Below are 12,029 nucleotides of genomic sequence, written 5' to 3'. Positions count from 1 at the left end.
CAAGACTTGATTCACTTCTAACAAGGGCTGCGCCTATTCACCTGAACGCAACGCCGGGATACGGGTTGACATCACCGTGCAGACCTTAACCGAACGGCATTGCCCCTAATGGGGGCCCAATAGCGGAACAATCCGGTTCGATGGTGCGCAATCACCCGAACCATCTGAATTGGTTGCCTTCGCTAGTGGCTTCCCGTGCCCTGCAACTCCGCTGATGCCGCTGATGCCGCTGCCGCTGATGAGAGATACGTTCCCTGGCATCCAATAAACCGTCAGCCGGCTCTCTGTTTCGTTTGGCGGCGTCGGTTCACGGCGTCGGAAAATGCTACGCCTATGAGGGGAATAACGGCCCCTATAGCGGCGACGAATGCCGGGAGGAGGGAACTCAAGCTTGCCAGGACCGCCAAGGCTCCGATGCCGGCGAGATCGGAGGCTCGGCGGTGGCCCAGTAACCGTCGAATAAAAACGCCCCGGCCGGCGAGGAAAAGAGCCGGCCCGCCATAAAGAAACAGAACGGTGGCCAGATCAGGGCGGGCAGCCGGATCGCTGATCACGAGCTGATCACCAACCGCCACCAGGATCAGGCCCGCCAGGAACACCACCAAGGTGTTGCCCGCCAAAATACCGGGCCGGAACTGATCATCAACAGAAGCAAGCTTTTCCAAAGTCTCCTGCTCAAGGCCATGGAAGTAGCACCACCAGATCGCGACGCTTCCAGCCAAACTTACGGTCCCGGTCAAAAGTATCAAGGGGTCCTCCAGATTGCCCGCTATCGCCAGGCCGGTTGAAAGGATCGTCTCGCCGAGCGCGATCAGGTAGAACAACCCGAACCGCTCAAAGATCCTCTCTCCCGGGAGCGGGACCTGGCTTCCTTCGGTTTTCCTGCCCGGCAGCGGGTGCGCAAGCATGTGGCCGACCAGATCGATCGCGGCAGCGACACCCCAGAACATCAGGCGGATCTCGTGGTCGAAGAAGACACCGGAAATCCAAAAAGGCGCGCTCATGCACCCCCAGATCAGCGTGCGCACGAAATGGTTGTGGGTGGTCCGGTCAAGTCCAACAGTGAGCATCCACGCACCTCTGCCAAGCTGGATCAGGAGATAGCTCGCAGCGAAGAGCCAGCCGAAGGCACCGAACGCGGCACCGATTGAGGCGTTCATGAACAGTGCGACAAGCATGACGATCAGCAGCATCCACTGCACCTCAAGCCGCGCAGTGTCCAGCAAAGTCGCGGCCCAGGTCGTGTACACCCACACCTTATAGACCCCAAGAAGAAGCACAAGGGTCTCACCGGCCCCCACCCAGGAAGGATTCTCCACCAAATGATGGGACAGTTGCAATAGCGCGAAAACAAAGACCAGATCGAAGAACAGCTCAAGATGCGTAACCCGGTCTCCGGAAGTCGCAGAACGCATCAGCGACCTGGCACGGATCATCTGTATCCTCCACTGGGCTTCATGAGCGGACGGACGCCCCCTCCTGTTGTCGAAAAGGCTGACAACGGTCAGCAGAGAAGTCAAGGGCCATCGGTTTGGCTAAGCCTGAATCCACCGGCGGAGTTTGAGGCCTCCGCGGCGGTTTAAACCGAGAATGCCCGTCTTCGGGGAAAATTGGACTTGTTGAGAGTCAAAATCCCGCGAAAATCGGAGCACCTCGTAGATGAAAGTTTTCCATACCCGGGCGTCGGTTCCAGCGCGTTCGATGATCCGAATCTCGTGTCGTCGGCCGGGCTGGTCCCGGTCATGGGCCTGGCCGCAGATACCGGGCTCGGCGACCTGATCGACGAGCACGTGAAGGTGCCGGAGTATTGTCTCGGCCCTGGTCGCCGGGGTGTCCGCCGGCGCGGACTGCATCGACGACATGGGCATCCTGCGCCACGGCGCAACGGCGCAAACTGTTCAAAGGCACCTACACGCCCTCGACGCTGGGCTCGTTCCTGCGCAGGGTTCACCTTCGGACACGTCCGCCAGCTCGAGGCGCCCGCGGCCCGCTGGCTGATCAATCTCACAGGGCCACCCCGCTGGCCGCCGGGATCGATGATCTGGCTCTGGTCGATATCGACGACACGATCAAGGAGGTCTACGGCTATGAGAAACAGGGTTCCGGCTACGGCTACTCCGGCGTCCGCGGGATCAACGCCCTGATCGGCACCGTCACCACCAAAAAAGACGGCCCCGTTCATCGCCGCCGCGAGACTGCGCAAGGGCGCGGCAAACTCCGCCCGCGGTGCCGGTAAGTTCACCTCCGACCTGCTGGCCACCGTGGCCCGGCTGCGCTCCGCCGGTGCGACGGGCATGGTCCTGATGCGCTCCGATTCGGCGTTCTACGCCCATGCGGTGGCCGCTGCCGCCGCCCGGACCGGGCCGGGCCGGGGCGAAGATCCCCGGGACCGCGTGGGAGAAGATCGAATACTCCAACGCCGTCTTCGACGAAGACAGCGGTAAATGGATCTCCGACGGCGAAGTCGCCGCAATCGGTTCACCGCGTTCACCTCGAAGAAGAAGGCCGAGCAGATCACCGGCCGCCCTCGTCGTCCGGCGGATCCCGGAACTGAACGCCAAGGCCGCCACCGGGCAGGACACCCCTGTTCGAGGCGCACCGGTTCCACGCGTTCTTCACCACCGTCGACCCATCCGTGCTGGACACGGTGGCCGCGGACAAGACCCACCGCGCGCACGCCGTAATTGAACAGGTCCACGCCGATCTGAAGAATTCCGCTTTGGGTTCGATGCCCTCGGGGAAATTCAACGCGAACGCCGCCTGGCTCGTCGCCGCGGTCATGGCGTTCAACCTCACCCGCGCCGCGGGGACCCTCGCCGGCGGGCGCTTCAGCAAAGCCGAAACCGCGACCATCCGGGACAAGCTCATCAACGTGCCCGCCCGCGTGGCGTCCTCGGCCCGGCGCGTGAGGCTCCACCTGCCCGAAGCCTGGCCCTGGCAAACACCATGGCAGCGACTTTTCGACCACGTCTACCCGCCGTCCCAAACCGCCTGAAACCCGTCAACCCAGCCGACACGGCGCAACCAGGACCAGCAGTGGAACTCCGAAGGGCAGAAAGGCCCGGCACCCAGCCCTGCCCGCGTGCAGCAAAACCCGCCGAAACCGTTCAGGCTACCCGCCCCTGCGGGCCGGTGGATTCAGGCTAAGCTGTAGTCTCAGCCGGTGGGTCACCGGGCTCGATAAAAGTGCCGTTAATGCCGAACCAACGTCAGGCATGAGCGTTGGCTTGAACCTTCCATCGACCGCTACTACTCGGTAGCGTTTACCATGGCTGACCTCAGCGCGAAAGGCCGCGTCTGCGCAGCCGCAGACCAGATCAGTGCCAAGCAGAGCCCCACCGCCTCCACGGTGCGCGAGCTGGCCGGTAAGTAAGCTCCCGTTCACGTGCCTATCTGGCAGGCCCGGCGCGGCGACCTGCTGGTCTGGGGCTCGGCCCCGGGCCTCTATCACGTGGCCATCTACCTGGGCAACGGCCAGGTAGTGCAGGCGCTGAACCCGGACGAGGGCATCGGCTTGACCCAGTTGAGCCGGATGGCCGGGATGCAGCTCCACCCTTACGCTGCCCGCTACTGACCGGCCCTAGGCACCCGGCCCACGGGTCCACGGGTCCACGGGTTCAGGCTCAGGACAGAACGTCCTTGGTGACGAACCGGCCATAGGCGAGCGCCCCGAACACGGCGATGTAGCCCGCCTGCAGCAGCGCGTTGCTGGTAAAAGAGTCCCACAGCACCGGTTGGCGCAGGACGTCCGCGAAGCCGAACCAGTAATGCGTAAACAGCCAAGGGTGCAGCCATTCCAACTGCGGCAATTGGTCCAGGACCTGCGAGACCACTGACAGCACCACAGTGGCGGCCATGGCGCCCACCGGGACCACCGTCAAAGTGGACAGGAACAGGCCGATCGCCGAGAGTCCTGCCAGGGACACCGCAAGGTAGGCAGCAATCAGGACCAGCCGCAGCGCGGCCTCAGGGGGCTGGACGACGTCGCCGGACAGGAGCGTCACCGGCCCAACAGGGAACAGCGAAGCTCCGATCGCTGCCCCGGCCAGCGCAACGGTGACGGGAGCGGCCAGGCAGAACGCCAGCGCTCCCGCGAACTTCACCAGCAGCAGGCGCACGCGCCCGGCGGGCGCCACCAACAGGTACCGCAGCGTGCCCAGGCTGGCCTCGCCGGCGATGGTATCGCCCGCCACGACGCCAATGGTCAAGGGCAGGAACAGCGGCACCGAGACCAGCATCGCCGTGACCGCGACAAAAAGCCCGTTCTGGCTGATCCGGTCCAAGAAGGCAGGTCCCCTTCCGGGAGGAACGGATGACGATAGCCGGACGGCGACGGCGATCAGCACCGGTATCGCGGCAAGCGCCAGCAGCATGGCCGCGGTCCGGCGACGCCGGAACAGCGTCTTCAGCTCAGACGCCAGCAGGGACAGGCTCGACGGCGCACCTGGAGCGCTCCTGAGCCCAGAACCGCTGCTGGTTTCGGAACCAGTACTGGCATCAGGAACGCTGCTGGCTGAAGGGAAACTACCGGCGTCGGAAGCACTATTGGGCAATGTCGAACCCCTCCCCCGTCAGCGCCACAAAGCGCTCCTCCAGGCTCTCCCGCTCAACGGAAAAGCCCCGCACGCGCACCCCGGCCGCCACGAGCTCCGCCACAATGTCCTCCGGGGCCGCCAGCCGGGACGCCGCCGCCGCGGCGGTCAGCACGTCCCCGTCCGGTTCAGGTGTTCCGGCCTCAAGGCTTCTCTCCGGGGACATGCCCAACCTCAGCAGGACCTCACTGGCCGTCCCGGCGTCGGGCGTTAACAGGCGGATCCGGGTCTTACCTGCCTGGCGGAGCTCCGTCAGCGGGCCCTGGGCCACCAGCCGCCCGGCGCTCATGATGGCCGCGTGTGTGCAGATCTGTTCCACTTCTGCCAGGAGGTGGCTGGAGACGAAGACGGTGGCGCCGTCGGCGGCCAGCGACCGGACCAGGCTCCGTACTTCCCGCGTTCCCTGCGGGTCCAGCCCGTTGGTGGGCTCATCGAGCACCAGCAGTTCCCGCGGCGACAGCAGCGCGTTGGCGATCCCCAGCCGCTGCTTCATACCCAGGGAGTAGGCGTGGACCCGCTTGCCGGCGGCGTGTGAGAGGCCCACCCGCTCAAGCGCGGCAGCAACGCGGGCGGTCCGGGTTGCGGGCGCCGCATGCCGGCTGGCGGCATCCAGACGGTGCAGGTTGGCGGTGCCGGAAAGGAACGGATAAAACGCCGGCCCCTCCACCAGCGCACCGACGCGCGGCAGGACGTCGTGCAGCCGCTGCGGCATCTGCAGGCCCAGGACGCTGACGGTTCCGGCCGACGCCGCGGCAAGGCCCAACAGCATCCGGATGGTGGTGGTTTTGCCCGACCCGTTGGGGCCCAGGAACCCGAACACGGCGCCGTGGGGAACTGCGAGGTCCACGTTATCGACCGCCAGTTGGTGGCCGAAACGCTTGGTCAGGCCTTGGGTCTCGATGGTCAGCCCGGCCGTCCCATTGCCTGCGGAAGTAGTCCTAGCTGCGGCTATCCCGGGGCCCGCTGTCCCCCCGGCCGCAGTCACGCCGCGCCGGCGGCGGCCTGCAGCCGCTCCGCCGGGACCATCCCCACAAAGATCCTGCCGTCGTCCGTCAGGAGGACGTTGACCAGTGCCGTGGACAGGAGCCGTCCGCCAGGAACGACGACGGCGGCCTGGGACAGGAGCGGATCGTTCAGCAAGGATTCAGTCCAGGCAGCCCCTTGCCCGCCGGGTGCCGCGGGGAACCCGATCACGGTTTCCCAGCCCTTGCCGGTCACTGTTGGCCGGGGTGCGTCACGGTGCCGCACGCTGTCGTCGCTGCCGGGAACCTTGTCCGGGACGGGGAGCTGTTCCGGCACGGCGGTGGGCTGGTCCAGCGGAACCGCGTCCGGAGGAACCTGGTCCGGCGCAGTGGGCTGGTCCGGCGCGGTGGGCTGGTCCGGGCCGCTGTCCGGAACCACGCCGGGCGGAATCCCACCGGGACTGGGCGGGAGGGCTGGCCGGCCGGGCATATACGGGACCGGCGGCACTGGCAGCTCTTTGACCGTCGCGCCCGGCGGGGCAACAAACGTAAACACGGAGTCGTCCGGGGCCGCCAGGGACAGGCTGGTGAAGCCGGCCTCAAAAGCCGGTTCCGCCTGGCCGCGTGCCATCACAGTTACGCGCAGCGGCATTCCTGTCTCGCCGTCGACGGCGATGGCAACTTTCTCAAGCAGTGTTCCCTGCGTCCTTGGCGCCAGTGCCAGGCTGTAGGCGGACCGGCCGGCGACTTCGACGTCCGGACCCACCGTCACCTCGGTGGAACTGTCCACGACGGCGAGGAACTTCCGGGCCAGATCCTCGGGCGTCGGCATTACGGGCGGGCCGGGCACGAACTCGCCGGGCAGGATGGGCAAGGGCAGGTCGGGCTTCGGAAGGTCCGGACCCGGCAGGTCGCCGGGCGGTGCGGGAGGTCCAGGCAGGGCGGGAGGTCCAGGCAGGGCGGGAACTCCGGGCGCAGGCAGCGGCAGGTCGCTGGCGAACGCCGGCAGGGCCAGGTGGGCGGCGCTGTTGTCCTTGGAGTTGTAGAACCACACGTCGTTGTCGCGCCGGATGACGTCGCGTTCAGCGAGCCGGTCCATCACTTGGACCCGCATCTTGGTTGGCCCGTCCATAAAGATCCGGGCGGTGTGTTCGCCGGTCAGGAACTCCAGGACCGACGCGGCCCCGCCGGCCGACACCGGTCCGGAGCTCGGACCGGCGGCCGGCAGTTCGGGAAGGCCCAGCTCGGCGGACTGCTGGACTGTTCCGGAGAATGACCTGGTGTGGTGCTGGCCCACGAGGGTCAGGACCTCAGCCGGAGTCTTTTGTGGCAGCGGATCGCCGGCCCGCGCCGGAATGGATCCCACCAGCACACCGGCGGCGATCACTGCAGGTACAGCTGCGGCAGGCACCCAGCGCAGCCATGCGCGGTTCATGCCAGCCCCGCTTCATCCTTGGAGCCCATACTTCAGGTTACGCCTGGGGACCACCACCGCACACGTCCCCTTCTGGAAGTCATGCCGAAGGGCACTCCGGCTACGACGGCACCACGGTTCCGGCGCCGCCGTCGACCGTTATTTCCTGCCCGGTGAAGAGCCGGAGCGTGGCGTCCGGGACGCCCACCACCGCCGGGATGCCGTACTCCCGCGCCACCACGGCCCCGTGCGAATTTGGTCCGCCCATCTCCATCACCAGTCCGCCCGCGGTGAGGAACAACGGCGTCCAGCCGGGGTCCGTGGACGGCGCCACCAGGATTTCTCCCGGTTCCAGATGCGCACCCACCGGGTCGAGGATCACGCGGGCGGCCGCTGTGACAACACCGGCCGACGCCGGGCTCCCGCTCAGTGCCCCCGGCACCTTGGATGCCGTCACAGCGTCGCCGGATGGAATGGCTTCCGGCTCCGTGCCGTCCGACAGCAGGACCCGGGGTATGTGGCGCCGTTCAAGTTCCACGGCGTAGTCCGCGCGCCGCTGCGCCACCAGGTCCCGGAGGTCAGCCGCTCCCGAATCGAGGCCGGTCCGGGCTTCATCCAGGTCCAGGAAGAAGACGTCATCCGCGTCGGCTACCACCCCTGCCGCAGCCAGCGCCGCGCCGGCCAAGGCCAGTTGCTTCCGAACTTCGGCGAGGCCCACCACCAGCTGGTACTTGGGCAGCTCGCGCAGTCCGGCGAAAAGCCTAACCCGACGCAGTGCCGCCCGGACCACCGTCCCGCGCAGCCGGCCGCGGCTCCGCGCCTCCGCGACGAGGCGGTCAACGCAGGCGTCCGCTTCCTCAGCAGCGTTGCTGAACTGGACATCCGGCGCCAGCCCTGAATCCTCGAGCCGGAGATAGTTGGCCAGGACACCCAGGATGTGGGTGGGGTCATCAGACCAGCGCGGCATCCCGACATCGATCTCGGCCACCGCCCGGTGACCGTACTGGCCCATAAACCGCGCCAGCCCGGACTGCAGCACCGCGGGCAGCTGGCCCGCGCGGAAGTCTTCGGCCAGATCGGCGGGTTTTCGGTCCGTCACGGCGGCGCGGGAACCGCCGTCGTTCTTAATCACCTGGGCGAGGCGCCACAGCTCCAGGTCCATTTCCGTGGTGACGTTGTGGGGCAGCCCGCGGAGCACAACCTGCAGGTCATCCCACCGGCCGCCGCCCAGCAGTTTCCCGGCGAGCGCGAGGGCAGCGAACCCGAGAGCCGGAAGCGGCAGGATGGACGGCGCTACCGAGAAGATGCGCGTGCCGAGTATGTGTTCGGCCTGGTCCAGGCGCTGCAGCGGGGTGAGGCCGGCGGGCGGTTCGAGGGAGTCGGCGAACTCGCGCGCCCGCCGGTTGGTCCTGCGGAGGGCCGCGTCCGGGCGGAGAACCGCCCGAAGCAGCGTCTCCGGCACCCTGGCATGCACCGCCGCCGGGACCACGTGCCGCAGCAAGCCCAGCGGCGTCCTGCGCGTCACGGAAAACCGTGGGTCCTCGAAAACCCTGCGCAGCACCGTGGCCGAGCGAGCTTCCATCACGTCAAAGACGCGCGGAACGATCCGCCGGCCGGTGGTGCTGCGGGCTACGGCGGTCAGATCAAAGTAGATCCGCTGGGCCGCCACTGCGTAAGGGGACGGACCCCTGCGCGGCTCGGGCACATCGAACTGCGCCGCGCGGGCCACGGAAGAGGCAATAAGCCGGAAGGCTGCCAGGCCCATGGGCGTGATGGGGCGGGTCAGGCCCTGCGCCAGGCTGAAGCAAAGGTAAACGCGCGTGCCCTCCCCGCCGGCGGCCCGCTGCGGGACGGGGAACAGCGTGGTGATGGGCCGCGACTGGGTCAGCCAGAAATGACCATCGCCGGCAATGGCCCATTCAATGTCCTGCGGCGAGCCAAAGTGGCCCTCCACCCGGTGGCCTAAGGCTGCAAGTTCGGCGGCCTGCTTGTCCGTCAGGCACGCCGCCGCCCCGCCGTTGCTGATAGCCAGGGTCCGTGTGCCGCCGCCGGGGATGGGCCGGACCGCGATGCGTTTGTCCCCAAGCCGGCGTTCCAGGACCCGCCCGGTGAGCGGGTCAACGACGAAATGGTCCGGGTTCACGGCCCCGGACACCACCGCTTCCCCCAAGCCCGGGCTGGCATCGATCACGGCCTGCCTCCGGCGGCCCGTCAGCGGGTTCGCGGTGAAAAGCACACCGGCGGCGGTGGCGTCCACCATCCGCTGGACCACCACGGCCAGCGCCACCGCGGCCGGGTCTATCCCCCTGCTTGCCCGGTAGCTGACCGCCCGGTCCGTCCAGAGCGAGGCCCAACAGTTGCGCACGGCTTCCACGACGGCGGCAGCGCCCACCACGTTCAGATAAGTGTCCTGCTGGCCGGCGAAACTCGCCGACGGAAGGTCCTCCGCAGTGGCTGAGGACCGGACGGCCACCGGAACGTTGTCCCCCAGGGCTGCATAGGCCTGTTCGACGGCGGCGGCCACCTCGGTGGGGACCGGGGCGTTTTGGATAATACCCCGGGCCCGGGACGCCAGCACAGCCAGGGCGGGGAGGTCGCCGTCGGGCGTTGCCTGAAGAGCAGTGTGGACGGCGGCGAGCAGGCCGTCCGTTCGATGCGCGTGGCCCGCGGCCGCCTCGCGGTAGGCCTCCGTGGTGAGGCAGAATCCGTCAGGCACGGGCAGCCCGGCGGCGAGCAGCTCCCCCAGGTTGGCCGCTTTGCCACCCACCAGGGGAATCATTGCTGCGGTGACCGCCTCCAATCCGAGGATGGGAGACGAACTGCCGGTGTCAGGCATTTTCATGCCTCCTGCTGCGAAGGTGATGGGTCAGGCTGCGCCGGGGATCGGTCCGAACTGCGCCCGGTCCGCCAGCCGCGGATCGTCGCGGTCCGGAACCACCAGGACCGGGCTCTTGGCGTGGTGGAGCACACCGCCGGACGTGGAGCCCAGGAGCATGCCGGTGAACCCGCCACGGCCCCGGGTGCCCACAACCACCAGTTCTACGTGCCGGCTGGCCTCAACGAGAACATCCACGGCCGAACCGTCCAGCAGTTCCGACTCCACGGAAAGGTTGGGGTAGTGGCTTTTTAGCCAGGCCATCCCGGCGTTAAGTTGGACCCGGATGTCATCGAAGAGGGCTTTGCGGTCCATGGGGGCCGGAACCCAGGCCAGGGAGCCGCTGAACTGCGGCACCGCACAGATCACGCGCAGGGTTGCCCCGAGCCGTTCAGCCTGGTCCGCAGCCTCCAGCACGGCGATGCGTGCCTGTTCGGACCCGTCCACGCCCACCACCACAACGTTCTCGACCTGCTTGTGTCCTGGCTTGGCCTGCTCGGCCCTGATGCGCTTGTCTTCGGTGGTTTCGCCCAGCCGGTCCGAACACACCAGCGGCACCGTGACCGTGGGGCACTTGGCGTGAGCCGGCAGGGCGCTGCTCACCGAGCCCAGCAGGCGTCCCACAAATCCGCCACGGCCGCGGGTGCCGAACACCAGCAGATCGGCTGTCTCGGACATTTCCAGGAGCACACCCGAGGCGTCGCCGTTCTCCACGGAGCCGTCAACTTCGATGTTGTAGCCGGAAACCTTGTCCAGCGCCTGTTTGACGATCGCTTCAGCGCCCTCGCGGATCACGGAATCATCCACGGTGGCGTACCCGCCGTCCAGCCCGGACGCCGCAAAGATCGGCACTGAATACGCGGTGACAATATGCAACGGCCGACGGCGGCGCTCGGCTTCCCGGGCAGCCCACACCAAAGCGCACTGGCCGTGGTCGGATCCATCCACCCCCACAACAATTCCCACCGGAGCAGCCGAATTTCCGGCCCGGTCCTGTTCCGGATCCGGATGCATCTCTTGTGCGCCCATCGGGCCGCCTCCTCGCGATACTGCCTTATGTTGCGGCTATTCTGCCAGAAGCGGCGCCCTCCGCCCGCACCGGCCGCGATGTGGGCCCCGACGGGCTGGAGAACCCTGCTTCCGCTTCTCACTATTCTCGGTCCGCAGACACTTAGCAAGCGGCTGCGGACCGCTGGATGGCGGGTTATTCACAGCCCATGGCAAACGGAGTGGCAACCGTATTCAACGATAAGAAGAATGTTTGTGTTTGGGCTATCCACGGCCCTGAATGTTCTGTAGTCTTCGAGGCACTGCCGGTCCGCCGACGCCCAATTCAGGTGCGTCCCGGGCCGGTGCTGCGGCCGAACTTTGGGGGTAACGGAACGCATGCGGGGCAACGCTGCCTGCATCCGAAAGCCTTTGAAGGAGGAAAACTGTAGTGTCAAGCATGCCTCTGAATGGCGGGACCGAACGGACCACCACGGTGATCATCGGCACGGGGCTCTCAGGCCTGGCTGTCGGCGCAGAATTGCGCCGCCGCGGTGTGGACGCGATTGTGGTGGACGGGCTCGACATCCTCGGCGCCGGACAACCGGCCAACACCGCTTCACTGCAACGCTGCGACGCAGCCGACTCCGACTCCCTCCGGGAGCGCAACGAGATCCTCCGCCACCTGCGCAACTACGCCGCCAGCCACCACATGGATGTCCGCAACACCACCCGGGCGGTTCAGCTGACCATGGTGGGCGGCGCACCAGGCGGAAATACTGCGGGAACAGCCGCGGGCTCCCCGTCCGGCAAGTGGGAAGTCCATACGCCCAACGGAATCCTGCTGGCTGACAACATTGTGCTGACCCGGTGCGCGCACAGCCAGCTGCGGCGCATGCTCAGCGACTTCGGCATCACGGTTGGCCGCAACCTGGTGGCAGCCATGCGGCAGATCGGCATCTACCTCGTGGGAGTGGGCGAGCTCATCACGCCCTCACCAAAGGAAGTCCTGCGTCAGGCGAAGACCGTGGGCCAGGCCATTTCAGCAACGGTCCAGGCCACGGTCCACCCGGAAAGCGCCGCCGCCGTCTAGGCCCAATGCCGTTCGGTTAGTCGTCTGGGTCGGGTGTCAAGATTCTCGTGGTGAGTGTCGCGGGGTAGGTTCGGCGGTCGATGGCACGGCCTTTGGCCCGGTATTT

General features: G+C 67.0%; 7 protein-coding genes and 2 pseudogenes. 3 read left to right on the top strand and 6 right to left on the bottom strand.

The window, feature by feature from the left end; translation table 11 throughout:
- Nucleotides 1-272 precede the first annotated feature (272 nt).
- Nucleotides 273-1,520 carry a low temperature requirement protein A gene (locus ACX80M_RS20540; RefSeq protein WP_459310320.1) on the bottom strand — a complete coding sequence of 416 codons (1,248 nt, stop codon included), beginning with the start codon at nucleotides 1,518-1,520 and terminating at the stop codon, nucleotides 273-275.
- Between the two features lie 139 nt (nucleotides 1,521-1,659).
- Between ACX80M_RS20540 and ACX80M_RS20535 the strand changes: the two are divergent.
- Together ACX80M_RS20535 and ACX80M_RS20530 are read left to right on the top strand one after the other, a co-directional pair.
- Nucleotides 1,660-2,995: pseudogene (locus tag ACX80M_RS20535) on the top strand (IS1380 family transposase).
- Nucleotides 2,996-3,373: 378 nt separating this feature from the next.
- Nucleotides 3,374-3,574, top strand: a pseudogene (locus tag ACX80M_RS20530) (NlpC/P60 family protein); the annotation flags it as partial.
- A 49-nt stretch (nucleotides 3,575-3,623) separates the two neighbouring features.
- On the opposite strand, the gene ACX80M_RS20525 reads toward ACX80M_RS20530, so the two are convergent.
- The 5 genes from ACX80M_RS20525 to ACX80M_RS20505 all read right to left on the bottom strand — a co-directional run bounded on the left by ACX80M_RS20525 (nucleotide 3,624) and on the right by ACX80M_RS20505 (nucleotide 10,872).
- Nucleotides 3,624-4,430 (bottom strand): ABC transporter permease, encoded by an 807-nt coding sequence (locus tag ACX80M_RS20525; RefSeq protein WP_459310322.1) that lies wholly within the window; start codon nucleotides 4,428-4,430, stop codon nucleotides 3,624-3,626.
- A gap of 112 nt (nucleotides 4,431-4,542) precedes the next feature.
- Complete coding sequence (locus tag ACX80M_RS20520; RefSeq protein WP_459310321.1) at nucleotides 4,543-5,499, bottom strand: ABC transporter ATP-binding protein; 957 nt, start codon at nucleotides 5,497-5,499, stop codon at nucleotides 4,543-4,545.
- 74 nt (nucleotides 5,500-5,573) lie between these two features.
- A complete protein-coding gene (locus tag ACX80M_RS20515; protein WP_459310319.1) occupies nucleotides 5,574-6,989 on the bottom strand; it encodes a LolA family protein in 1,416 nt (471 codons plus the stop codon).
- Between the two features lie 100 nt (nucleotides 6,990-7,089).
- Entirely contained in the window at nucleotides 7,090-9,810 is a 2,721-nt protein-coding gene (locus ACX80M_RS20510; RefSeq protein ID WP_459310318.1) for a PEP/pyruvate-binding domain-containing protein, read from the bottom strand.
- A gap of 24 nt (nucleotides 9,811-9,834) precedes the next feature.
- Complete coding sequence (locus tag ACX80M_RS20505; protein ID WP_104063147.1) at nucleotides 9,835-10,872, bottom strand: universal stress protein; 1,038 nt, start codon at nucleotides 10,870-10,872, stop codon at nucleotides 9,835-9,837.
- Nucleotides 10,873-11,290: 418 nt separating this feature from the next.
- Between ACX80M_RS20505 and ACX80M_RS20500 the strand changes: the two genes are divergently transcribed.
- On the top strand, nucleotides 11,291-11,923 hold the full coding sequence (locus tag ACX80M_RS20500; protein WP_104063146.1) for an NAD(P)/FAD-dependent oxidoreductase: 633 nt from the start codon (nucleotides 11,291-11,293) through the stop codon (nucleotides 11,921-11,923).
- Nucleotides 11,924-12,029: the final 106 nt, after the last annotated feature.

Source organism: Pseudarthrobacter sp. MDT1-22 (genome assembly GCF_054511035.1).
The sequence above is the reverse complement of the archived record's forward strand: the minus strand, read 5'-3'. Positions and strand labels throughout refer to the sequence as shown.

Bases quoted from the DNA above. Each gene is read 5' to 3' on its own strand.
- ACX80M_RS20515 (WP_459310319.1), bottom strand. From the start codon at position 6,989: ATGAACCGCGCATGGCTGCGCTGGGTGCCTGCCGCAGCTGTACCTGCA.
- ACX80M_RS20510 (WP_459310318.1), bottom strand. From the start codon at position 9,810: ATGAAAATGCCTGACACCGGCAGTTCGTCTCCCATCCTCGGATTGGAG.
- ACX80M_RS20505 (WP_104063147.1), bottom strand. From the start codon at position 10,872: ATGGGCGCACAAGAGATGCATCCGGATCCGGAACAGGACCGGGCCGGA.
- ACX80M_RS20500 (WP_104063146.1), top strand. From the start codon at position 11,291: ATGCCTCTGAATGGCGGGACCGAACGGACCACCACGGTGATCATCGGC.